Source organism: Dyella sp. 2YAF14 (assembly GCF_052114725.1).
GTDB lineage: Bacteria > Pseudomonadota > Gammaproteobacteria > Xanthomonadales > Rhodanobacteraceae > Dyella.
On the sequence record NZ_JBFRFH010000001.1, the window covers coordinates 298,310 to 321,347 of the forward strand.

Genomic DNA, 23,038 nt, shown 5'->3' on the forward strand with positions numbered 1-23,038 from the left:
TCACGTGACGAGAGCGCCCATGCCCACCGAGCCATCCAACGAGAGCCAAGAGCGCGCCCAGAGCACAGCGAAGGAGTCGCCATCTCCTGCGCCGGCACCCGCCGCCCCAGCAGCAGGCGCGTCGAGGGAACGCCGTATCGTGCTGGTGACGCTGCTGGTGTTGCTGGTGATCTTCATCTATCACATGATCGCCGATCGCTTCACGCCGTACACATCGCAGGCAGCGATCGACACGTTCCTGGTGCAGATCGCACCGGAGGTTACCGGACCGGTGGTGACGGTCGAGGTGTCCGACAACCGCCGGGTGAAGCAAGGGGACGTGTTGTTCCGCATCGATCAGCGGCCGTTCCAGATTGCGCTGCGGGCAGCCCAGGCCAACCTGGTGCTGGCGACGCAGGCCGCCGACGCGTCGGTGGCCGACGTTCAAGTGGCCGAAGCGCAACTGAACCGGCAGCGCGTGGATCTGGCCGCGTCCCAGCAATTGGGCAAGATCGTGCTGGATCTGTCGGCCAAGCGCGCGCTCTCGGAGACTTCGGCCATCCGCGCCCGCTCCGATATCGCCAAGAACATTGCCGATATCGGCCAGGGCGAGGCGCAAACCGAACGCGCACGCATACGCATGGGCGAGACCGGTGCCAGCAATGCGCAGGTACGCCAGGCGCGCGCTGCCCTCGACCAGGCCGAACTCGACCTGCGCCACACGACCGTGGTCGCCCCGAGCGATGGCGTGGTCACCAACCTGCGTCTCTCGCCCGGCCAGTTCGCCAGCCGCGGCCAACCCGTGATGAGTTTCGTCGCCGACGGTCCGCGCTGGATCAGCGCGGCCATGCGCGAGAACCAGCTCGGCCATATCGCCACGGGCAACCGCGCCCTGGTGGTGTTCGACGACCAGCCGGGCAAGGTCTTCCCCGCGCACGTCGACAGCGTGGGCTGGGGCATCGCACAGGGCGATGAAGCGCCGAACGGCCAGCTGCCCACGGTCAATGCACCCAGCGGATGGCTGCGCGAGCCGCAGCGTTTTCCGGTGCGCATCATGCTCGATCCACCCCGCAGCCCGGACCAACAGCTGCCGCCCGGCCGCAGTGGTGCGCAGGCCAACGTGGTGGTCCTCACGCGCGAACACTCGCTGATGAATCCATTGGCGCGGGTGTGGATCTGGATGATCGCCATGCTCAGTTACGTGCGATGAGCGCCTCGCGCACCGAGGCTCCCACACAAGGCGATGTGACCTTGCATGCCACCTTGCGCTTTGCGGTGGGTGTCACGGCGGCGTTCGTGCTCAGCGAGATGCTGCAATGGGCGCCAAGCTTTCTGGGGCCGGTGCTTGCCGCGGTACTACTGTCGAACCTCCCGATGCGACCGCCGCTGAAAATGGCGATAGGCCTGATGGCGGTGATGTCGGTGACGTCGCTGTTCGCCTTTGCCATCGCCTCGCTGTTTCGCGACACGCCGGTGGTGCTGTTCGGCTTAATTGGCCTGGGCGTGTTCCTGGCCTTTCTTCGCATACTCAGGGGCTCGCCACCGCTGCCGCCGCTGCTGCTGTTGATCAGCCTGGCCACTATCCCCGTGGTCGTGATGGTGGCGCCCGCCCATGCGGGCATCCTGCCACTCGCCTTCATTCGCAGCATGGCGGTCGCGCTGCTGGCGATCTGGCTGGTATACGCCGCGTGGCCGCTCACGGCGGCGCCCAAGCCGCCGGCCAACGCCGCACCGGGCCGGGAGGCGCCCGTAGCCATGGCCGTGGCCGGCGTTGCCATCGTAATGCCCTTGATGCTGGTCTATCTGCTCTTTGGCCTGACCGATGTCTTGCCGGTGATGATTGCCACCGTGATGCTGGTGGCCAATTTCGACCTGCAGCGTGGCCGCGCCCACGCGATGGGCATGATCATCGGCAACTTTGCCGGTGGTTTGCTGGGCTTGTTGATGCATACGTTGTTGCTGACATCGCCCAGCCTGCCCTTCCTCGCCGGATTGTTGCTGGTGGTGCTGATCGGCTTTGGACAGCGCGTCTGCGCCGGCGGGCCGGCCGCCGCCGTGGCCGTGCTGGCGTGCAACGCGATGTTGATCATCCTCAGTACGTCGATTTCCTCTGACACAGGCACGCTTTGGCTGTGGCTGACTCGCGTCATCCAGTTCGCCCTCGCCGGTGCTTTTGCGGTGGGCATGATGACCCTGGCCTGGCATCGCGCGATGAGTCGGCCGCTCGCGAAACACCCTTCCGCCACTCATTGAAGGGTATGGGGCGGTATGAGCCTGCGCAGGTCTACGAGCGGGGCGTGGATAATCTTCGCGCGGTGAGCCGCGTGTTGGGATCGCGTGATTATGTGTTCGGCGCAAGGCTGCGTTCGCTCGTTGCATGAGGACATGGCCAAGCGCCAAGGCTGAGAACCGACGCGCGTAGTGCCAACCTGTGGGAGCGCACCCTGTGCGCGACAAGCCGACGAAGCGATACACCCAGGCGTGGCAGTCGCGCACAGGGTGCGCTCCCAAAGGGGCTTTTCGCACGCCGCTGCATGGCGGATGAAATGACCTGGGCGGCTCCCTTGTAGGAGCGCACTTGTGCGCGACAAACCGACGGAGCGGAACACCACAGCGCTGCGGTCGCGCACAAGTGCGCTCCTACAAAGGGGGCGCAGGCCGGCGAATGGTGGGTCAACGTTGCCGTTCGGCCATTTGTGGGAGCGCACCCTGTGCGCGACAAGCCTACGAAGCGATACACCCAGGCGTGGCAGTCGCGCACAGGGTGCGCTCCCACAGGGGTGACCCTACGGTGTTGGCTTTCGAATGAAAGGACGCAGCCGCTCCCTTGTAGGAGCGCACTTGTGCGCGACAAACCGACGGAGCGGAACACCACAGCGCTGCGGTCGCGCACAAGTGCGCTCCTACAAAGGGGGCGCAGGCCGACGAATGGTGGGTCAACGTTGCGGTTCGGCCATTTGTGGGAGCGCACCTTGTGCGCGACAAACCGACGAAGCGATACACCCAGGCGTGGCAGTCGCGCACAGGGTGCGCTCCCACAGAGGTGACCCTACGGTGTTGGGTTGCGAATGAAAGGACGCAGCCGCTCCCTTGTAGGAGCGCACTTGTGCGCGACAAACCAACGGAGCGGTACGCCACAGCGCTGCGGTCGCGCACAAGTGCGCTCCTACAAAGGGGGAGCAGGCCGACGAATGGTGGTCAACGTTGCCGTTAGCCCATTTGTGGGAGCGCACCCTGTGCGCGACAACCCGACGGAGCGGTGCACCCGAGCGTGGCCGTCGCGCACAGGGTGCGCTCCCACAGACAAGCAGCGGGGCCCGTCTTACGCGCAATCATATTTTTATACCATTGCGCACAAAAACTCTTGACTTCCCGCCGCCACTGATTATTATGCGTACTTGTACAAAATAAGACGCGCCCAGCAGGGATGCGGATTCAATGCAGGGAGCCAGCTCGGGGCGGTCGTCGCCACCATCTATCGGAACCCTAATCATGAACGTCACTTATTCATCTAACTACCGCAGATTTTCAGCCAGGCGCCTGGTTGCAACCTCCATGATGTTGGGGGCTGCCTTGGTCGCCACCCCGCTGCTTGCGGAACAAAACGCCCAAGCCGAGGCCGTGGCGCAAGCCGCCGTGCAAGCGCAATCCCTGGCCGCCGCCCACAACAGCGAGGCTCTTGAAGTGTCGAGCAGCCGCATCAACGGCCGTATTGACTGGGATGTGGACTACCCTTCCCAGCTCGCGCCGCAACCGGTGCAGTCCGCCAGGCATGCTCAAGACGTCGCGGTGTTTGCCACCACGGCCGCGTCTACACAGGTCACAGTGCGCTGAACCATCTGAAGCCGCGACTGACCGCGGCGCAACCAGCAACGACACGACGGGTCTGAAGCGATGGCGCGAGTGTGATTCGTCGCCCTGTGCGGTGACGCGCCATCGCGGATGAAGATCACTTGTCGGGCCGGGCGGCGGTGATCGCAGGCTTCACCACCGCCACGGGCAACCATGGCGGCTACGAGCAGCGCTGCGGCGGAACAACCTCAAAGGCGCAACATCGCGGCGCCCATATCCCGCCTTCGTGTTGTTTCAATACCTCAAGTTCAACTCCGGCACATGCGGCCGGTTGCGCTCGAACAGATCCTGGAACTCCTCCTCGCTGAGTTCGTCGGGCGCATACACAGCCACCGGATCCCACACGCGATCGGTCGTCTGGGGCTGGCGCGGTCCGCCACGCAACGAGAACAGCACGCCATCGCGCTCAAGCAGCTCGGGGGCATCGTCGACGCGCTCGGTTTTCACGTCGTGGGGGGCAACAAGGAACACGGCGAAAATCATGGGTCACTCCTCGTGCAACTACATCAGGCCGTTACCGGCCGATGTTACCTGCTTGCGCGATGAGGTGCCGGCCATGCGACAAGCCGCTCCTGCCCACCGCGTCGATACCAAAGTATCGGTGACACTTTGGTGCAATGGTGCCGGCCAGATGGCCTGCCTATGGTGCCCCCTTGGGTGACAGCGTCTTTCGGGGGCAAGCTCAGGCGTGGCGTCTCGGATAGCGCGTTCTTCGGGAAACATCCGGCGCAAGCCGTTCGTCAAACCGCAGCGCTCCATCGAGGCCTTACACCATGGCAGTGAGCAAGTTGCCCGTTGTTCCTGCGAGCTTCTTCGGCATCGTGCTTGGCATTGGCGGCCTGGGCAACGCCTGGCGGGCGGCGCATCAGGTTTGGCAACTGCCTTCGTGGGTCGGCGAGACCCTGCTCGCCCTGGCGGCCCTGGTATGGATCGGTTTGATCGTGCTGACCTCGGCCAAATGGATCTATGCGCGACCGGCCGCGCTCGCTGAACTAAGCCATCCCGTGCAAAGTTGCTTCGTGGGACTTGCCGGCCTCACCACCATGGTGATGGCTGGCGCCGTATTGCCCTATTCGCGCGCCACCGCGCTGGTGCTGTTCGTGCTCGGCTTTCTTCACACGGTGAGTTTCGCCGTGTGGCTGACGGGTACGCTTTGGGTGGGTGGACGGGACAAAGCGTGCACCACCGCCGCGCTCTATCTGCCGGTGGTGGGTGGTTCGTTCGTGGCGGCAGCCGTGGCAGCGAACCTGGGCTACGCCGACTGGGGCCAGCTGGCATTTGGCGCCGGCGCGTTCACCTGGCTGGCGATCGACGCGGTGCTGTTGCATCGGCTCTATACCGCCGACGCCATGCCGCCGATGATGCGCCCCACCCTGGGCATCCAGCTGGCGCCGCCGACGGTCGGCGCGATCGCATACATCAATCTGAGCAGCGGTCCGCCGGACCTGTTCATCCACGCCATGCTGGCCTATGGCCTGATGATCGCGGTGGTGTTGCTGCGCCTGCTGCCGTGGATACGCGCCCAGCCTTTTGCAGTGAGCTACTGGGGCTTCACCTTTGGCGTGACGTCCCTCACGGCGGCACCACTGCGCCTCATCCAGCATGGCGAACAAGGTCCGTTCGCCCTGATGGCGCCGTATCTGTTCATCGGCGGCAACCTGGTCATCCTGATCATGACGGTGGCGACTATTCGTCTGCTCGTGCCGGGGAAACGTTCGTCTCCGCAGTGAGTCGACTCCATGGGCGCCGAGGCTGCCCCTGATGTGCGCGGAGTTGTCAGCCATGAGCCACGTCGTATCCGTCAATGTCGGCCTTCCCGCAGAAGTGTCGTGGCGCGGCAAAGTCGTTCGGACGGCCGTATGGAAACGCCCCGTGAGCGGACGCGTGATGGCGCGCCGGCTCAATCTCGATGGTGACGGCCAGGGCGACCTGCAAGGCCACGGCGGCGTGCATCGTGCGGTGATGGTTTACCAGGTTGCCTCGTACCGATACTGGGAACAGGTGCTGCAGCGAACGCTGGGCGAATACGGCATGTTCGGTGAAAACCTGACGGTGGATGGACTGCCCGACGACGACGTATGCGTCGGCGACCGTTATCGCATCGGCGGAGCCCTGTTCGAAGTATCGCAACCGCGAGTCACCTGCTATCGCGTCGGTATACGCATGGATGAACCGCGCATGCCCGCCCTGCTCGTCTCGCATCGTCGGCCAGGCTTTTATTTTCGGGTGATCGAGGAAGGCGAGATCGGCTCTGGCGACGAGATCGTGCGCGTCGAGCGGGGACGTGAAGGCATGACCGTGGCCGAAGTAGATGGCTTGCTCTACCTACCTGATCATCCCAAAGACCGGCTGCAACGCGCAGCCAGCGAGCCTTCGCTCAGTCCTGGCTGGAAGCAGTCCTTCGATGCCTTACTGGCGAATACCGAGGGCCTGCCGGGCAACGCCGGGCTCGCACCAGTGCTGCCACCGGCTGCGTGGCCGGGCTTTCGCACCTTGAAAGTAGTGAGCGTGGTGGAGGAAAGCAGCGAGGTGAAGTCCCTGCTGCTGACCGCGACGGAGCCACCCTTTCTCGCGCCGCCGGCCGCAGGATCGTTCGTGGTGTTGCGCCTGCCTGCGGCCGATGGCGGCAGCGCGGTCACGCGCAGCTACTCGATCTCCAATATCGGTGAAGACGGCTGCTATCGCGTGAGCATCAAGCGCGGTTCCGGCGAGGGCAGCCAATATATCCACAGCCAAATTCATGCGGGGGACCTGCTTGAGGTCAGCGCGCCACGCGGGACGTTTACGCTGCAGGCGGGTGATGATCCGGTAGTGTTGGTGAGCGCGGGCATCGGCGTTACGCCGGTGCTCGGCATGCTGCATCAATTGGTGGCGGAAGGAGCGGCGGCCAGGCGCGAGGTCTACTGGATCTATGGCGCACGCAACGGCGCCGAACGTCCGTTTGCATCGGAAGTCCGCCACCTGCTTGGCGCACTACCGCATGTACATGCGCTCGTCGCCTTTAGCCAGCCTCGCGCTGAAGATCAGTTGGGCCACGATTTCGATGTCGCCGAACGCATCAGCGCCGCGACGATCCAGCGACTGGGCGTACCCGGCAACGCCCAGTTTTACCTCTGCGGCCCAACTGCCTTCATGTCCGACCTGATGGACGGACTGGCAGCGGCGGGTTACGCGTCCACGCATCTGCATACGGAGATCTTCGGCAGCGTAGGGTCGATCACGCCGGGCATCGCTGCAGGGCCCGCCAGGTCTCCGCATCTGCCGCAAGGTCCGGCGGGGCAAGGCCCCACGGTGTCTTTCAGTCGTAGCGGCCTGGCGCTGCCCTGGTCCGATCGCTATCAAAGCCTGCTGGAATTTGCCGAGGCCTGCGATGTGCCCGTGCGCTGGTCGTGCCGTGCGGGCGTGTGCCACACCTGCGAGACCGCGCTTATCGCCGGCCAGATTCGCTACGACACCGAACCGGTGGGCGCGCCCGCCAGTGGCAGCGTGCTGATCTGCTGTGCACGCCCCACGACCGACATTGAGCTTGATCTCTAAGGCAGTCCGCCCACTTACTTACGCCGCGGCACGAACCCAGGAACACCAGTCTCGACCACGGCATTCAAGCGCACCGAGGTGGTGATGTCCTCTTTCATCTGGCGCATCGCTTCGTCGGGCAGTGAATCGATGGCGAAGTTCTCCTCGATATGCGCGGGGTTGGTCGAGGTGGTCAGAAAGGCCGTGCCGCGTTGCGCCGCCCAGGCCAGCGCCACTTGCGCCGGCGTCTTGCCAACGCGCTGGGCGATGCCGGTGATCACCGCGTCGTCGGTGATGCGCGGCTCCATGCCATGACCCAGCGGCGCAAACGCGAGCAGCACGATGCCATGTTGCTGGCAGTACTCCAACAGCTCCCATTCGGGCAGATACGGGTGGCACTCCACCTGCACCGCCGCGGGCTTGATGCGCGCCACGTCGACAATCTCCTTGAGCTTGGGCAGCGTGACGTCCGATAGCCCGATGGCGCGGCACTTCCCTTCGTCCACCAGGCGTTCCATCGCGCGCCAGGTTTCCACCAGGGCCACGCCGGTGTCGTAGATGGGCTGGTCGTGCTCGTCACGGGGATCCATCTCGTCGCCCGGCTTGAACGCAAACGGCGTGTGGATCAGGTAGAGATCGATGTAGTGGAGCCGGAGCCGGCGGAGGCTCGCTTCAAACGCAGGCCTGACGCGTTCCGGGCGGTGATTGGTGTTCCACAGCTTGGTAGTGACGAAGAGCTCCTCGCGCTTCACGGTGCCGGCCGCAAACGCCGCTTGCATCGCCGCGCCGACGACGTCTTCGTTGAGATAGCGTTCTGCCGCATCGAGATGACGGAAGCCGGTTTCCAGTGCCGCCTTGATGGCCAGCCTGGCGGCATCGCGGTTGGCGATCAGGGTGCCGAATCCCACCGCCGGCATGTCACCGGTGCCGTGGGCCAGGGGAATGGTGGTGTGACGAAGATGGTCGGACGAACGCATGTCGTGCTCTCTGGTCGTATGGGCGGCTTGCACAGGGCAGCCGCCGCGTGAGTTGAAGATTTCTATCGGCGCCGCTGCTCAGGGTTGATCGCGCGACGCCACGCGCTGCTCGGAGACGCCGTTGGCGTTGCCACCCAGGGCGATCGAAAGCTGCACGCTGTCGAGGTGGCGTGCCGTCTGTGCCTGGATATGGCCAATCAAGGCACGCTGGTAAGCACGCTCGGCATCCAGCACTTGCAGCACGCCGATCTCGCCGACCCGATAGCCCTGCTGGTTCAATTTCAAGCTGGCCTCGGCCGCGTTCAAGGCGCGCTCCTGCGCTGCGTATTCCTCGGTGTCGTGGTTGATCGCCTGCAGCACGTCCGCCACCTGGCCCAACGAGGTGATGACGGTTTGCTGGTAACCCGCGAGCGATGCCTTATAGCCGTCGACGGCGCCGCGCCGGTTGGCCTTCAGGGTGCCGCCGTCGAAAATCGGCCCGGCCAGCGCGCCGGCGAGTCCAAACAGTGTTCCGATGCCAGGACCCGCCTGGGTGAGCGACGCGGACAGGGTCAGATGCGGATACATATCCGCCGTAGCCACACCAATCTCGGCGCTGGCCGCATGCAGTTGCGCCTCAGCCTCGAGGATGTCGGGGCGTTCGCGCGCCAGCTCAGAGGGCAGCGTCACGGGCAGGCTTTCCGGCAGCGCAAAATCGCTGAGATCGAAATCCGGTGCGGTCCAGTCGCCTGGGCTCTTGCCGACCAGGATAGCCAAGGCATGCCGCGCAACATCACGCTGCTGCGCCAGCGGCGGCAGCAGGGTTTCGTCCTGCGCCAGCTGCGTGGTGGCCAGCGCGATATCCACTTGCGTGGCCGTGCCGTATTCGTGCGCCTTGCGCACCAGGTCCAGGTTTTTCTGGTCGTCGGCAATCAGCACTTGCACTGCCTTGATCTGTGCACGGGCCGAAGCCAGTGCAATCGCTTCGCTGGCCACATCGCCGGTCACCGTGAGGTAGGCCGCATCGAAGCGATGCTTCTCCAGCTCGGCGAGCGCGGTGCGCTCTTCGACCTTGCGCTTGGTGCCGCCGAAAAGGTCGAAGTCAAAACTCACCTGCGGCCCGACGGCATAAAAGTTGGACGTGCCAACTCCCGCACCGTTGCTGCCCTTCTGGCGACCGCCCGTGGCGCCAAATCCCACTTGCGGACTCAAGGCGCCGGCAGTGGCAGCCACCGCTTCATTCGCTTGCGCGATCGTGGCATCCGCGGCCTGTAGATCAAAATTGCCAGCGATGGCTTTGCGCATCACTTGATCGAGCTTGGCCGAGCCGAGCGTCGACCACCAGTCGCCCTGCATGGTTTTGCCAAGCTCGACGTGCGCCGTGCCCGCCGACGCATGGCTGCCGTCGAGCGCCTGCTCGGCCTGGGCGTCGTAGTGCTCGGTGGTCGGCGCTGCCGGACGTTCAAAGTTGGGCCCCACCATGCACGCGGACAAAAGCGCGGGCGCAGCAGCGGCCAGCAGGAGCGTTCGGACAAAAGGCCCCAACGCGAGTGAGTTCATCGATTTCATGGCGTGACTCCAGAAGATCAGTTGCCGGCACGCGGCTTGCGCAGGAACAGAGCCAGCGGACTGACGATCAGCATGGCTATCATCAAAAGCTTGAACTGGCCGATCACCGCGACCACCGCCGCCTGGCCGGTCACCAGTTCATTCATCATGGCGAGCGCCTGGCCCGTCAGAGGACCGGTACGATGCGGCGTGAGGTGGTTGGCGAGCGCCAGGTGCATGCTCTGTGTGTTGCAGTAGAAGTAGATCTGCACGATGGCGATGCCGATCGTGCTGCCGTACAAGCGCGAGAGGTTGAAAAGCACGGTGCCTTCCGCGCGGAATTGGGGATCGAGCGTACTGAAGGCAGCACGGGTAAGCGCCGGCATCAGCACGCCGAGCCCTGCGCCTTGAATGGCGCCCGCGACGGCGACCGGCCACCAGTCCATCAAGGGCGAATAGCCCAGCATCCGCCAGTTGCCGTAGACCACCAGCGCCAAACCGCCGAGGATCAGCCAGCGATTGTCCAAGCGCGACGGTGCGCGCCAGGTCAGCAGCAAGGCTGTCACCAAGGCAGCACCGCGTGGAATGCTGAGGTAACCCGCCGTGTCGGCTGGATAGCCGAGCAGTTCCTCGAGCATCGGTGAGGTCAGCGCCAGGGTCGGCAGCAGCACAAAGCCAAACGCAAAGAACATCACCGTCGCCACGCGGAAGTTGCGGTCCTTGAACAAGGCCTTGTGCAGGAAGTGATGGTCCCTGGTCAGCACGTGCACGATGTAGAGATAGAAGCCCAGCGCCGAAGCGATGGCTTCCACCCAGATCTCCGGCGACGCAAACCATTCCAGTCGTTCGCCGCGGTCGAGCATCATCTGCAGACCGGCGATGCCCATGGAAAACGTCACCAGCCCGAAGAAGTCGAAGTGCTCAAGCTTGTGCAGCTTCTTTTCCTTAAGGTACGCACTCATCGCCAGCGCGATAAACGCAGCCATCGGCAGGCTGAAGTAGAAGATCGCGTGCCAGCCGACATATTCGCCCAGCCATCCGCCGATCGCCGGTCCACTTAAGATGCCCAGCAAGGCAATCACGCTCCAGGCCATGCCGATGCGGCCATGACGCAGGGGCGGCAGTTCATGCAGCAGGATCGCCATCGACAGCGGCGCCAGCCTGCCGCTCGCGGCACCTTGCAGGATGCGCGCGGAGACGAATTGCAGCGGCGTCGTCGCCAGCGTGTCGAGGATCAGTGCCACGGTGAACAGCGCCAGCGAGACCAGAAACACTTTCTTCCTGCCAAACCGGCCAGCCAGCCAATGCGTCAACGGCATCACGATGGCGCTTGCAGCGATATACGAAGAAAACACCCAGCCAATCTCGTCGTCCGTCATCGACAGGCCGCCCTGCACGTGCAGTACCGCTGCGTTCGGGATCGAGATGTTCACGGCTTGCATATACGTCGCCATCAACGCGGCGGCGACAAGGCTCCAATGCGCCCGCACCTCGCTGTTGTGGGCATGGGCGGCATTCACTGCCTTGCTCCCCCGGCTTGCCGACGCGTATCGACTTGCGCGGTGACGCTCATGCCCGAGTACAGCGGCCAGTTGGGATCGATCGCGTCCAACTCCAGGCGCACCGGCAGGCGCTGCACCACCTTCACCCAATTGCCGGTGGCGTTTTCCGGCGGCAGCAGCGCGAATTCCGAGCCGGTGCCGGGACTCATGCTCACTACGTGGGCCTTGAAGCCGTGACCGGGATAGGTATCGACATCGATGATGGCTGACTGGCCCGGCCGCATATGGGTCAGGCCGGTTTCGCGGAAATTCGCTTCAATCCACACATGCCGGCTCGACATCATCGAGAACACGGTGGCGCCGCTGCTGACGAAATCGCCGACCTGCAGATCGTCCACCTTGGTCACCACGCCATCGTCCGGCGCCAAGACGCGGGTATAGGAAAGATCGAGTCGCGCGCGGTCGAGCTGTGCACGCGCTTCGCGCACGGTCGGATGGCGATCGACGTCGATATTGGGATCGCCATTCAAGCCCGCGACGGTGTTGGCGACATCCTGCTGCGCCGATGCAATGTGCTGACGCGATACCTGCATGTCGGTTTCGGCACGCTCGTAGGAAGCGCGCGAGGCGAAATCCGAGGCGAGCAATTCCTTCTTGCGCGCGTATTCGCGGCCGTCGAAATCCGCCGATGCCTTGGCCGATTGGAGATCGGACAACTGGCGGCGATAAGTCGCCTTGAGCGCTTCCACCTGCAGGCGTGCGCTGTTCAGGCGCGCCTCGGCCTGTTCCACCGCAATGCGGTAAGGCTCGGGATCGATCTCGAACAGCAATTGGCCGGCCTTGACCGGCTGGTTGTCGATCACCGCCACTTTCACCACCTGGCCGGGAATGCGGGCATTGATGGAGACCTTGGCGGCTCGCACGAACGCATCGTCCGTCGCGACATCGCGCTCTCCATGCAGATATCTGGCGCCACCGCCGACGAGCAACAGCAGTGGCAAGGCCGCCATCAGGGGCCAGCGCAGCCGCTCCTTCAAGCTTCGGCCCGCCGTCTCGGCACTGCCTGAGCCCAGGCCGTCGCTCGTTTCATCAAATTGCTTACGCATGACTTCGATCCCGTTGACTGGCCACCGCTGCGAACCTCCGCGCAGTGCCTGTTGAATTTTGTACTGATCAGGATAATAATCCCGGCACATACGAGAGGTCAAGTTTTTTATGCGATCAGGAACAAAAATAGAGAAGACCGAAAAAAGGCCCCGCGGCCGGCCCCGTGCCTACGAACCGGAAACGGCGTTGCGGCAGGCCGCCGAGGCGTTCTGGAAGACTGGCTACTCGGGCACCTCGCTGGACGACATCTCCGCCGCGACCGGCATGAACCGCCCCAGCCTTCGGGCCGCGTTTGGCGACAAGCACGACATCTACGTCAAGGCGCTGAACGACTATTGGGAACGCAAGTTCAACCTGATGCACAAGGCCTTCGCCAGCGGCGGCAGCCTGGCCGAGACCTTGATGAAGGTTTACGACGCCGCGCTGTCGATTTATTTCTCCGGCGACGACCAGGTGCTGGGATGCTTCGTGGTGGGCACGGCGATTACCGAGGCGCCGGGCGATCCGCAGATCCAGAAGCTGGCCGCGGATGGTTTTCGCAAGCTGGATGCCGATTTCGAAGCGCGCTTCAAATTGGCACGCAGCGCAGGCGAGTTGAAGCCCGATGCCGATCCCAAGGCGCTCGCCCTGCTCGCCTCCGCCACCATGCACTCGCTGGCCGTGCGCGCCCGCTCCGGCAGTTCAAAGGCGGAGCTGCGCAAGCTGGCGCAGAAGGCGGTCAGCGTGATGTGCGAGTGACGGGCCGATCGTGAGCAACGAGCTCCCCGACCTCCTGGCCGACCGGCTCGAGGTCGTCTTCTGCGGCATCAATCCGGGCATGACGGCGGCCACGGCCGGCCATCATTTCGTGAGCGGGAGCAATCGCTTCTGGCGGGTGCTTCATCTCGCGGGATTTACGCCCGAGCAGATCGCACCCGCGCGGGATCGCAGCATCCTGCGCTATGGCTATGGACTGACGACGGTGGTGTCCCGGGCGACGGCAGCTGCCGATGAGTTGTCGCCCCGCGAATTCACCGCGGCCGCTGCAGCATTCAAGCGGAAGATCGCGAGCCACGCGCCGCGTTTCGTGGCCTTTCTCGGCAAGGCGGCTTATGCGGGACTTTCCGGCCAGCGTGAACTCAACTGGGGAAGACAAGCGATGGGCTTCGAAGGCGCGATCGTGTGGATACTGCCCAACCCCAGCGGCAGGAATCGCGCTTTCACCCTCGACGGTCTGGTGGCTGCGTATCGCGAGCTTTATCTGGAAATGATGGCGCCCGCAGCGCACAACGTGCGGACGGAGAACTAGGGTGGGTCAAAGGAAAGCTGCGCCGATCAGCTGGCCGGGCAAGCCCTTGTCGCGTGCCTTCTTCCAGCGCCCGGCCACCACGTTGGCGCCGCGACTGCTCAATAAAGTGCTGGCGTCCGCGGATGGCCGGGCGGGACGGATCGTGGAAGTGGAAGCTTATCTCGGCGCGCTCGATCCGGCAGCGCACACGTACCGCGGAAAAACGCCGCGCAATGCCGTCATGTTCGGACCGCCGGGGCATATGTATGTCTACTTCACCTATGGCATGCATTGGTGCAGCAACTGCGTCAGCGGTCCGGTGGGTAGCGGTTGCGGCGTACTTATCCGCGCCCTCGAACCCATCCACGGCCTCGCACAAATGCGTGCAGCGCGGCCCCACACCTTGCTCGATCGCGACTTGTGCCGCGGGCCCGCCCGGCTGACGCAGGCGATGGGTATCGACAGCGCACAAAACGGCATCGACCTGGTGGTGGGGCTCGAGGGTTTCGCCATCGTCGACGATGGCGTGGCGCCGCCCAAAGATCCGCTGGTAAGTCTGCGCATAGGCATCAGCGTGGGCAAGGAACATCCATGGCGCTGGAGCGTGCGCGGCAGCCCTTACGTCTCCGGCTCGTCGGCACAGCGCGGCTGACAGATCACGCGCGTTAACGGCGATTGCACATGGATTGCATCGGAACTAACACAAGGCCGCGTAGTATCAATCTGCGCTTCAACCATAGGCTCTCCAGGCACCGCATGTCTTGGCAGATGCTTCGGTAAGCGCAACGGGGCAGTGTCCCAATGCGTTTCATGGGACCCACTGCCCCTCTTTTATGCGCGGCGCGAAAGTGAGATCACTTCCCAGGCATGGCACTCGTCATGGAAGCCGCAATGTCCCGATGCGTCGCCCGCCACTGCGCCAGCGAAAAGGCGTGGATATGTTGATCCTTGCCGCTGTAATAGAGCGTGGAAAGATCGGGCGTAAGCCGCGCCTCGATGCCCATCGGGCCCAGCGGCTGCGGCGCACTCCAGCCCTGCGGCGTGGCGACGCTGATAAGTAGCGCGCTGCCACTGGACGCCGTCGCCGGTGGCCGCGACGAGCTGAACACCAAGAAGGACTGATCGGGCGCGACCGCCGGGTCATAGTCGCCCGCCGTCCCGTCGCTGAAACTCAAGGGACTCGGCGCCTGGTACTCACCGTGCTGCCAGCGACTGAGATACAGCCGGAACTTGCCGGTGCCGGGATCGGGCTTCATGAAATACAGGCTGCCATCGGCCGCGATGGCCGGCGAGAAGATCGCGTTGCCGTCATTGATGGTGTCCGGCAATCGCTGCGGCACGCCCCACCCTTGCGCCGTGCGATCGACCCGCCACAGGTTGCCACCACGTCCGGGCCTGGGCTTGCCCATGAAATAGCCGTCCAACGCCGCGCCATCGTTGTGCGCCGGCCGGTTGGATGCAAACACCATGTACGAGCCATCCGGCGCCATCGCCGGCTCCAGGTCCATCCACGAGGCGGAGAACGGCGCCAGCGTCGCCGGCATCCAATCCGCCGTGCCACGCTCGGCGACATAGAGATGCCGCTCGGCGCCCTCGCCACGGGAGAACACCACCGATCGTCCATCAGGAGCGAATGCGGGCGAAGCATCTTCGACCTGTTGCCAAGGGTCGGTGGCATGGGCTGTACCAGCGACGAGGAGAGCAGCCAGCAAGATCGTAGGGCGCATGGTGTGGGTCCGTCGGGAGATTCGCCAAGGCTAGGGGCGATCTCGCCGGACGGTCCACGCATCTGTGTCGACCGGCTTCGCTTGGGTGACCAACGGCCTGCGCTGGAGGCCGAGCGGTCTGCAGCGATGATGGGCGCCGAGGTATACGCCTTGCGCTCGGAGATCTCGACCGAGAACAGCGGCGCATCATTCATGCGATGTTGCAGGACAAGGTTGCCATGCACATCCATCACGGACACCGCGACCGGCACCTTGACTCGCGCTGCCTCGGCTTCCACGCGTTCCGCCAGGGCCTTCGCTGTCGCAAGCAGGTCCATACGTCACTCCTTTCGAAGACAGTCACTGGCCCAGTTGGCCGATGTAGTAGGCAAGACGTTCTTCCACATCGCCCGGCTTGTGGAAGCCCTTGGCCATCAGCGCCTTGATGCTCTGCTGCGCGTGCTCGCGGCCAATCGAGGCCATGCAGGTATCCCACCCGGCGCCGATCTCCACGTCCGGCGGCAGCTGGGTATTGACCAGGCGCTTGGTATTGGCCAGCGCCCATTTGTCGAAGCGCGAGATGCGCAGCGCAAGCGCCTCCACGAAGTCGTCGAGTTCGGCATCGGGCAAGGCGCGATTGACGTAGCCATAGGCGGCCGCCTGATCGCCGCCAAGATCTTCCGAGCTCAGCAGCACTTCCAGTGCACGATTGCGGCCGATCAGTTGCGGCAAGCGCGCCATCGGCCCACCACCCGCCACCAGGCCGACGCCCGCCTCCCACTGCGAGATGATGGTCTTTTCGCGACTGGCAAAACTCATATCGCAGGCGAGCGTGAGTTCGCTGCCATTGCCCGTCGCGCGACCGCGTATGAGCGCAATCGACGCCACGGGTGCATGCGTGAGGCGCACCAGCACGTCCGGCCATGGCGGCAAGCCGGTAGGCCCGTTCGGCATGCTGGTCAAGTCCTCGAACCGTGCGTTGAAATCGGAGTGGTTGAGGAAATAGCCGTCTACGGCACTGTCAAATACCACGACCCGAACCTGCTCATCCGCTTCGATCGCGTTGATGACGTCCTGGAAGTCTCGCACCATGGGCGGGCCCATGACGTTGATGGGCGGGTTGTCGATGGTGACGCGCCAATACGCGGGAGTGCGACGCGTGATGCGAAGTTGCGCGGAAGGCTGGCTGTCATTCATGGCGGCTCCTGTCGCTGGCATGGGTGAAGGCAGCTGCCAGTGTCCCGCCAGCCATGGCGCCAGGCCACCACACTTTGGTATCGCTACGAACCCGTCACGCTGGCTGCGATCGCGCAACACTCATTGGGCGACACCTTGGTGCCATGGCGTGCACCAAGGCGTCTGCCTGGCATCGCGTCTCGACACGGCGGCGGCGATTTTGTGGGAGCGCACCCTGTGCGCGACAGCCTTTGGCGAGGACGCCCGGGACCGTGGTACACCGAAGCGCCGCTGTCGCGCACAGGATGCGCTCCCACAAGAAGCGCGGCACCTCGCGCCAGCCTTCCTGCTCGCCACCGGCTTATTCGTCCATGGCGGCCATCGGCACCAGCAGGCCGCGCTTGAGCGTGCTCAGCGCGACGCGCGTGTGGAACCGGCGCACATTCGCGTTCTCGGCAATCATGCGTTGCATCGACGCTTCGAAGTCATCCACGTCGCGCGCGATCACGATCAGCACGTAATCACCTGCGCCCGTGACGTACCAGGCCTCCTGGATGAAGGACTGGGCGGCAATCCACTGCTTGAGGCTCGCCAGCAGCTCCGGTCGTTCGCGCTCCACTTCCACATCGACAATCATCGTCAACGGGTGACCGACGCTCATCGGGTCGACTACCGCCACTTCCGCCGTGATGACGCCCTCGTCGCGCATCCGCGCCATGCGGCGCTGCACGGCCGAAGCCGATAGTCCGACATCCGCGCCGATCAGCTCGGCCGGACGGCGTGCGTCCTTTTGCACGATGGCCAGGATGCGTCGATCGATCTTGTCCAGCGGCGGGGCCATGGGCGCGAAACCTCCGTAAGGCGGGGAAAAATCCTGTCTTGCCTTGCACAATCGCGGCCTGGCCGCGCGAGCGCACCCTAGCATAGCTCGCACCGTCCACCACCGAAGCGTGCATTCGTCTCATGAGGCTCCTGTATCAGTCCCATTCGCCATATGCGCGAAAAGTGCTAGTCGCCGCGCACGAAATCGGTCTCGCCAACCGGCTCGACGTGATCCATCACGAAACCAGCCCGACCGTGCGCAACAGCGAGGTGTTTGCACTCAATCCGCTGGGCAAGGTCCCCGTGCTGATCTGCGATGACGGCACGGTCTTGTTCGATTCCAGCGTGATCTGCGAATACCTGGATGGCCTGCATCAGGGCCGCCCGCTCATTCCTGCCGAGCCAAAACAACGCTTCGTCGCGTTGCGAAATCAGGCCATCGCCGTGGGTATCGCCGATGCCGGCATCGCCGTGCGTTGGGAAACCACGCGCCGGCCCGAGGCGTTCCGTTGGACACCGCTGCGGGATGGGCATCTGCAAAAGATCGAGGCTGCCTGCGATTTCCTCGAAGCGCATATCGGCCATGAGCCAGACATCGACATCGGCGATATCGCACTGGCGACGGCGCTCAGCTGGATCGAATTTCGCCAGATCCTCGCCTTCCGGAACGGCCGCCCGCGGCTGGCCTCATGGTACGAGCGCATCGGCGAACGTCCATCGATGAGGGCCACCGGCTTCGCAGGCGACACCGTCGATGCTGCGCCAGTCGCCGATGCCAACACGGGAGGCTCGCATGCGCTGGCCGTGGCTTGACCTGCTGTTCCTGCATGGCCATATCGTTCAACCGTTGCCCACGCCCGCTGCCGAGGCGGATGAAAGCTCGGCCAAGTCTGGCGAGACGGAGCAACCAGCGTCCCCAGGCTTCGGTCGATGCAGCCTGGCCGCCTTGCGGCTCTGCCTGGGTATCGGCGATGGCGCCATTCGCACGCAATAAGTCCATCCGGCGGTCGTCACGGCGCGAGTGAAGCATGCACAGGGCAGCCACCGCATCAAGCGGATGGCTCCGCATCGCTGCGGAGCCAGGTCATGCTCAGTGCCGGTGATCGGACAACTTGGGCGTCGCGATGAAGCCGTGACGCTTGCCGGTCGTATCGAAGTACTCGCCCGCGACCACGCCGAAATTATTGATCGCCGTGACGATCGTTGCTGCGGCGCCCGGCAGGTCGAGTGTCTGGAACTTGCCCTTGGTTTCGACGAAGCCGTGGATCGCCCCGCTCGGCTCGGTGTAGTAGCCCGCGATCACACCGTTGTCGGTGATGCCGAAGGCGACGCTGCTCGCGGCGCCGGGCACATCGACGTTGGTGATCTTGCCGTTGGCGCTGCGATAGTAGCCGTGCGTCACTGCCGGATCGTTGTCCCAGTAGCCGACGATCTCGCCGCTGCCATTGATGCCCAGCGGATAGGTATCGCGCGCGCCGGGCACGTCGATCGGCGTGTCCCAGCCAAAGCCGCGGCGCAGGACGCCGTGATAGATGCCGTCGGCGTCCCAATACACGCCGGCGATGGCGCCAAATTCATTGAGACCGTCCACGTTCGAGTTGAGATGGCCGGGGAAGTCCACCGTGACGGTGCGCTTGCCGATGATCACAAAGCCGTGCTGCCGCCCTGCTGCGTCCGTGTAACCGCCGAAGGTCTGACCCAGGTCGGTGGGGCCGCCGGCTGCACTGAAGTAGGTGCCCATCAGCGCGGGATCCAGTGGCTCGAAATGGCCGTGTCGATAGGCCATGGCGTGCGAGGTGCCTCCATTGACGGCGTATTGCCCCGCCACTTCGCCGAAATCGTTGATGCCCCAGAAGATCGTCAACGACGAGCCCGGTACATCCAGCGTTTGATAGCTATAGGTCACGGCCTGGTTGTTGGACGACGCTGCGGCAACGCTGGTGTCCGCCATCGCGGCGGTGGAAAAGCCGGCCAGCGCAATCGCCAGCAGTCCAGCGGCCCTTGTGAGAACGCCGTGCGTAGAGCGATGATTCCACATGATTTCATTCCTCTGTAGGGTGCGACGGGCGATGGCCTTCCCAGGGTGTGCAGCCGTTCCGAATCACGCCATCTCTCCCTACAGCGCAAAGCGGGAGCATTTACCGACACGCTCTGCGCAAAGTCAGCCAGCGGATATCCAGGGCGCATGACCGCCGACTCGCCCATCACCGAAGTGCTCGCGCGCGCCGCCCACGGTGACGCCGCCGCGCTCGACACGCTGATCCCCAAGATCTATGCCACGCTGCATCGCCTCGCCCGCCACCAGCGCGCGCGCGAAGCGGCGCACACGCTGGAAACCACGGCCCTGGTCCACGAGGCCTATCTGAAGCTGGTCAGCCAGGACGCCGTCTCGTTCACCGACCGCGGGCATCTGTATGCGTATATGAGCCAGGTGATGCGCCACATCCTGATCGACCACGCAAGGCGCAGGAAGGCGCAGAAGCGCCAGGCGCCCGAGATGACCGCGGGCCAGGATTCGTCGGACATCATCGACGTGCTGGCCATCGACGAAGCACTGACCCGGCTGGCAGCGACCGACGAGCGACTGGCTCGCGTGGCGGAACTGCGCCTGTTCGCCGACTTGTCCAGCCCGGATATCGCCGAGGTGCTGGGCGTCAATGCACGCACTGTCGAACGGGACTGGTTGAAGGCGCGTACCTTTCTCAGCGCCTGCCTGATGCCCGAGCCGAGTTGATGTCGGTAGTCGCGCGGTAAATACGCTATAGAGGTAGGTCACCGAACCGGAAATGCGCCGCCGATGATTTCCGCCTTCTCCCAACGCTGGCACGAGATCGAACCGCTGATCGACCGGCTGTTCGACGTGCCCGTCGCCAAACGCACCGAGTGGCTGCGCCAACACTGCGCAGACGCCACCTTGCGGACCCTGGTCGTGCAGGCGCTGGACAACGCATCGGGCATCGAAGCGCTGGAACGCGGCATGGCGCAGTGGCTGCCTGCGCTCGCCGACGAGGCCGCGCAGGCGCTGCCGACCATCGCCGGCTATCGCGTGCTTCGCTTTGTGGGCGCCGGCGGCATGGCCAGTGTGTTCGAGGCCGAGCGCGAGCTGCCAGGCGGTCCGCAGCGGGTGGCGCTCAAGCTGTTGCGCATCGATGTGCACGATGCGGACGAGCGTCGTCGATTCCTGCAAGAACAGCGCATTCTGGCGCGGCTGCAGCATCCGCATATTGCCCAACTGCTCGATGCAGGCTTTTCGCCCACGGGCACGCCGTTTCTCGCCCTCGAATATGTGGCGGGCGACAACCTGGTCGCCCATGCCCAACGCATGCACCTGTCGCGGCGCGAACGGCTGGCACTGTTTATCGATGTCTGCGCCGCGGTGGAGCACGCGCATCGCGCCCTGATCGTGCACCGCGACCTGAAACCCAGCAACGTGCTGGTGGGGGCGGATGGTGGCGTGAAGCTGGTGGATTTCGGCATCGCCAAACTGCTCACCGGCGATGGGGAGCGCACGCGCACCGAGGCACGACGTCTCACGCGTTCCTATGCGGCACCGGAGCAGTTTGCGGGCGACGTGGCGACGACGGCGATCGACGTCTATGCCCTGGGCATCCTGCTTGCCGAGTTGTTGGAGGAAAAGGCGCCGCGCAGGGACGGCGAGCACGGCATCGACGAAGAGGCATGGCGGCGAACGCTGGGCGTCGATCTGCACGCCATCGTGCAGCAGGCCACACGTGCAGAACCCGCTCGCCGCTACGCAGGCGTCGCGGCCTTGAGCGACGATGTCCAACGCTATATGGATGGCAAGCCGCTGCAGGCGCGCGCCGATACGCTGAGCTATCGCGTTCTCATGTTCACCCGCCGGCATGCACTCGCCGTGTCGCTGGGCGCAGTGATTGCCGTGCTGCTCGCTACCGCGACGGCTGTCGGTGTGTACGAAGCGCGCGAGGCCAGTCGCGCTGCGAACACAGCGCACGCACAAGCGATCGCCGCCGAGAGCGAAGCGCAGCGTGCGGGCGCGCTCAAATCATTTCTGGAAGGTCTGTTCGATAGCTCATCGCACGGCACGGAAGCAAATGAGACGGCACAGGAACTGCTTGCGCGAGGACGCGAACGCGCCGACCGTGACTTTGCCATGCAGCCTGCCCTGCGCGCGGAAATCATCGCCCTGGTCGGCGATCTCGAACGCCGCAGCGGTCATCCGGAACGCGCCTGGCTGCCGCTGCAGGAAGCGGCTGCACTTGCCAACATGCAGTTTGGTCCCACCGACCCGCGCACCCTGCACGTCGAATACCTGCTGGCCAAGGAAGCCGACGAGCTGGGCCGCGTTCGCGACGCCACCGCAAGATTGCAGCACGCCATCGAGGCGTTCGAGCGAGGCCCGCATCGGGATTCCACCGAAGAGGTCCTCGCGCTGGCCTGGCTGGCCGGGCTGGACGAGCGTATCGGCGAATCCGCCAAGGCCATCGAGGTGGGCGACAAAGCGCTCGCCCTTGCACGGCGCTCGCTACCGGTGGACAGCGATGCACTGACCGAGGCGGTGATGAATCTGGGCTGGATCCAGATGGATGCCGGCCACGCCGACAGCGCCGCGCCGTTGCTGCGCGAAGCGCTGGCCCGCAAGCGCAGCCATCTGGGCGCCGGCCATGCCGAGGTAGCCGATGCGATGACCATCCTGACCTCGGACCTGGTCAAGCAGGGCCGCTATGCCGAGAGCGAACAGACGATGCGCGACGCGCTCGATATCGATGCCAACGCCTACACGCACCCCAATGCGCACACGGCGTGGCACCTCAACGACCTGGCCAATGTGCTCGCCTACGAAGGCAAGTTCGACGAGGCCAGCGTGTTCTACGCCAAATCCGTGGCCATCGACCAGGCGCTGGCGCCGGCCGGCGCGCTCAATGAAGCCATCAGCATCGGCAATCTGGCGCGGCTGCAATTTACGCAAGGCGCATATGCCGCCGCCGAAACCGGGCTCAGGGAGTCGATCAACCGCAAGCAAAGCTTGCTGGGCGCCGACTATGCCGACAACGGGCGCAGCTATGATCGAGCCTGCCTCGCGCAGGTGCTGATTGCACGCACGCATCTGGACGAGGCGCGGCTCATCATCGACAGCGCGCTGCTGGAAGCGCGGCAGCGACACCGCGACGCCCACCCCGACATCGCGTTTGCGCTTACCGTCGAAGCCCAATTGATGGCCGCGCAAGCGGCGAAAGAGCGCGCTGCCGCAGTCGCGGGAGAAGCGGTTGCCATGTATGCCGGCCTGGACGACCGTCATTCGGAAAAGGCCATACGCGCGGACCTGCTGTTCGCCGACACGCTGCATGCGCTGGGTCGCAACGACGAGGCTGCCGCCCAACTGGGCAAGGCTTTGGATGCGGCCAAGGCGATCACGCCACGAGCAACCGCACTGATGGCCTTGATCGATGCGCATCTGGCCCGTGTCGATGATGCGCTGGACCAACATGCCGAGGGCGATCAACGGCGCGCTGAGGCCACGTCGCTGCTGGCCGAGCTGCAAGCAGGCCCCAACAGCGACCGCGACGCCGCGACACGCTGGCTTGCCGGCATCACGACCAGGCCACGCAGTCCATAAAAGCTCCGGTT

21 protein-coding genes and 1 pseudogene are annotated in these 23,038 nt (G+C 64.5%); 12 read left to right on the top strand and 10 right to left on the bottom strand.

What is annotated here, in order from left to right; genetic code table 11:
- Positions 1 to 19: 19 nt before the first annotated feature.
- The 3 genes from AB4Y82_RS01415 to AB4Y82_RS01425 all read left to right on the top strand — a co-directional run bounded on the left by AB4Y82_RS01415 (position 20) and on the right by AB4Y82_RS01425 (position 3,813).
- Entirely contained in the window at positions 20 to 1,189 is a 1,170-nt protein-coding gene (locus AB4Y82_RS01415; RefSeq protein ID WP_441604598.1) for an HlyD family secretion protein, read from the top strand.
- Entirely contained in the window at positions 1,186 to 2,232 is a 1,047-nt protein-coding gene (locus tag AB4Y82_RS01420) for a DUF2955 domain-containing protein (RefSeq protein WP_441604597.1), read from the top strand. Before AB4Y82_RS01415 ends, AB4Y82_RS01420 begins: the two co-directional genes overlap by 4 nt.
- 1,239 nt (positions 2,233 to 3,471) lie before the next feature.
- Entirely contained in the window at positions 3,472 to 3,813 is a 342-nt protein-coding gene (locus tag AB4Y82_RS01425) for a hypothetical protein (RefSeq protein WP_441604596.1), read from the top strand.
- Between the two features lie 252 nt (positions 3,814 to 4,065).
- On the opposite strand, the gene AB4Y82_RS01430 is transcribed toward AB4Y82_RS01425, so the two are convergent.
- Positions 4,066 to 4,314 carry a hypothetical protein gene (locus AB4Y82_RS01430; RefSeq protein WP_441604595.1) on the bottom strand — a complete coding sequence of 83 codons (249 nt, stop codon included), beginning with the start codon at positions 4,312 to 4,314 and terminating at the stop codon, positions 4,066 to 4,068.
- A 290-nt stretch (positions 4,315 to 4,604) separates the two neighbouring features.
- Here AB4Y82_RS01430 and tehA point away from each other — a divergent pair, with 290 nt between their 5' ends.
- Positions 4,605 to 5,561 (top strand): dicarboxylate transporter/tellurite-resistance protein TehA, encoded by a 957-nt coding sequence (gene tehA / locus AB4Y82_RS01435; RefSeq protein ID WP_441604594.1) that lies wholly within the window; start codon positions 4,605 to 4,607, stop codon positions 5,559 to 5,561.
- 52 nt (positions 5,562 to 5,613) lie between these two features.
- Complete coding sequence (locus tag AB4Y82_RS01440) at positions 5,614 to 7,368, top strand: MOSC domain-containing protein (RefSeq protein ID WP_441604593.1); 1,755 nt, start codon at positions 5,614 to 5,616, stop codon at positions 7,366 to 7,368.
- Positions 7,369 to 7,382: 14 nt separating this feature from the next.
- On the opposite strand, the gene AB4Y82_RS01445 is transcribed toward AB4Y82_RS01440, so the two are convergent.
- The 4 genes from AB4Y82_RS01445 to AB4Y82_RS01460 all read right to left on the bottom strand — a co-directional run bounded on the left by AB4Y82_RS01445 (position 7,383) and on the right by AB4Y82_RS01460 (position 12,459).
- Positions 7,383 to 8,324: an aldo/keto reductase gene (locus AB4Y82_RS01445; RefSeq protein ID WP_441604592.1), complete on the bottom strand. Its 942-nt coding sequence runs from the start codon at positions 8,322 to 8,324 to the stop codon at positions 7,383 to 7,385.
- 78 nt (positions 8,325 to 8,402) lie between these two features.
- Entirely contained in the window at positions 8,403 to 9,872 is a 1,470-nt protein-coding gene (locus AB4Y82_RS01450) for an efflux transporter outer membrane subunit (protein WP_441604591.1), read from the bottom strand.
- A 17-nt stretch (positions 9,873 to 9,889) separates the two neighbouring features.
- Positions 9,890 to 11,371 (bottom strand): MDR family MFS transporter, encoded by a 1,482-nt coding sequence (locus AB4Y82_RS01455; RefSeq protein WP_441611083.1) that lies wholly within the window; start codon positions 11,369 to 11,371, stop codon positions 9,890 to 9,892.
- The gene (locus AB4Y82_RS01460; protein ID WP_441604589.1) at positions 11,368 to 12,459 is read right to left on the bottom strand and encodes an HlyD family secretion protein; all 1,092 of its coding nucleotides are present in this window, start codon (positions 12,457 to 12,459) and stop codon (positions 11,368 to 11,370) included. Before AB4Y82_RS01460 ends, AB4Y82_RS01455 begins: the two co-directional genes overlap by 4 nt.
- A gap of 187 nt (positions 12,460 to 12,646) precedes the next feature.
- Here AB4Y82_RS01460 and AB4Y82_RS01465 point away from each other — a divergent pair, with 187 nt between their 5' ends.
- The 3 genes from AB4Y82_RS01465 to AB4Y82_RS01475 are packed head-to-tail and all read left to right on the top strand — an operon-like array spanning position 12,647 to position 14,379.
- Positions 12,647 to 13,198 (top strand): TetR/AcrR family transcriptional regulator, encoded by a 552-nt coding sequence (locus AB4Y82_RS01465; RefSeq protein ID WP_441604588.1) that lies wholly within the window; start codon positions 12,647 to 12,649, stop codon positions 13,196 to 13,198.
- A 10-nt stretch (positions 13,199 to 13,208) separates the two neighbouring features.
- The gene (gene mug / locus AB4Y82_RS01470) at positions 13,209 to 13,748 is read left to right on the top strand and encodes a G/U mismatch-specific DNA glycosylase (protein ID WP_441604587.1); all 540 of its coding nucleotides are present in this window, start codon (positions 13,209 to 13,211) and stop codon (positions 13,746 to 13,748) included.
- Between the two features lies 1 nt (position 13,749).
- Positions 13,750 to 14,379 (top strand): DNA-3-methyladenine glycosylase, encoded by a 630-nt coding sequence (locus AB4Y82_RS01475; protein ID WP_441604586.1) that lies wholly within the window; start codon positions 13,750 to 13,752, stop codon positions 14,377 to 14,379.
- A 202-nt stretch (positions 14,380 to 14,581) separates the two neighbouring features.
- Here the strand turns inward: AB4Y82_RS01475 and AB4Y82_RS01480 are convergent, their stop codons facing one another.
- The 4 genes and pseudogenes from AB4Y82_RS01480 to AB4Y82_RS01495 all read right to left on the bottom strand — a co-directional run bounded on the left by AB4Y82_RS01480 (position 14,582) and on the right by AB4Y82_RS01495 (position 17,450).
- Positions 14,582 to 15,454, bottom strand: a complete 873-nt coding sequence (locus AB4Y82_RS01480) for a TolB family protein (protein WP_441611133.1) — start codon at positions 15,452 to 15,454, stop codon at positions 14,582 to 14,584.
- A gap of 146 nt (positions 15,455 to 15,600) precedes the next feature.
- Positions 15,601 to 15,771 (bottom strand): annotated as a pseudogene (locus AB4Y82_RS01485) (GlcG/HbpS family heme-binding protein); the annotation flags it as partial.
- A 22-nt stretch (positions 15,772 to 15,793) separates the two neighbouring features.
- Positions 15,794 to 16,630, bottom strand: coding sequence for an enoyl-CoA hydratase/isomerase family protein (locus AB4Y82_RS01490; RefSeq protein ID WP_441604585.1), 837 nt, complete (start codon positions 16,628 to 16,630; stop codon positions 15,794 to 15,796).
- A gap of 340 nt (positions 16,631 to 16,970) precedes the next feature.
- Positions 16,971 to 17,450, bottom strand: coding sequence for an Lrp/AsnC family transcriptional regulator (locus tag AB4Y82_RS01495; RefSeq protein ID WP_441604584.1), 480 nt, complete (start codon positions 17,448 to 17,450; stop codon positions 16,971 to 16,973).
- Between the two features lie 122 nt (positions 17,451 to 17,572).
- Here AB4Y82_RS01495 and AB4Y82_RS01500 point away from each other — a divergent pair, with 122 nt between their 5' ends.
- A complete protein-coding gene (locus AB4Y82_RS01500; protein ID WP_441604583.1) occupies positions 17,573 to 18,244 on the top strand; it encodes a glutathione S-transferase family protein in 672 nt (223 codons plus the stop codon).
- Complete coding sequence (locus AB4Y82_RS01505; protein WP_441604582.1) at positions 18,225 to 18,425, top strand: hypothetical protein; 201 nt, start codon at positions 18,225 to 18,227, stop codon at positions 18,423 to 18,425. Before AB4Y82_RS01500 ends, AB4Y82_RS01505 begins: the two co-directional genes overlap by 20 nt.
- Positions 18,426 to 18,521: 96 nt before the next feature.
- On the opposite strand, the gene AB4Y82_RS01510 is transcribed toward AB4Y82_RS01505, so the two are convergent.
- Positions 18,522 to 19,469 carry a hypothetical protein gene (locus AB4Y82_RS01510; protein WP_441604581.1) on the bottom strand — a complete coding sequence of 316 codons (948 nt, stop codon included), beginning with the start codon at positions 19,467 to 19,469 and terminating at the stop codon, positions 18,522 to 18,524.
- Between the two features lie 147 nt (positions 19,470 to 19,616).
- On the opposite strand from AB4Y82_RS01510, the gene AB4Y82_RS01515 reads away from it, so the two are divergent.
- Both AB4Y82_RS01515 and AB4Y82_RS01520 read left to right on the top strand, forming a co-directional pair.
- Positions 19,617 to 20,165 (top strand): ECF-type sigma factor, encoded by a 549-nt coding sequence (locus AB4Y82_RS01515; RefSeq protein ID WP_441604580.1) that lies wholly within the window; start codon positions 19,617 to 19,619, stop codon positions 20,163 to 20,165.
- A gap of 63 nt (positions 20,166 to 20,228) precedes the next feature.
- The gene (locus AB4Y82_RS01520; RefSeq protein WP_441604579.1) at positions 20,229 to 23,027 is read left to right on the top strand and encodes a protein kinase domain-containing protein; all 2,799 of its coding nucleotides are present in this window, start codon (positions 20,229 to 20,231) and stop codon (positions 23,025 to 23,027) included.
- Positions 23,028 to 23,038 lie beyond the last annotated feature (11 nt).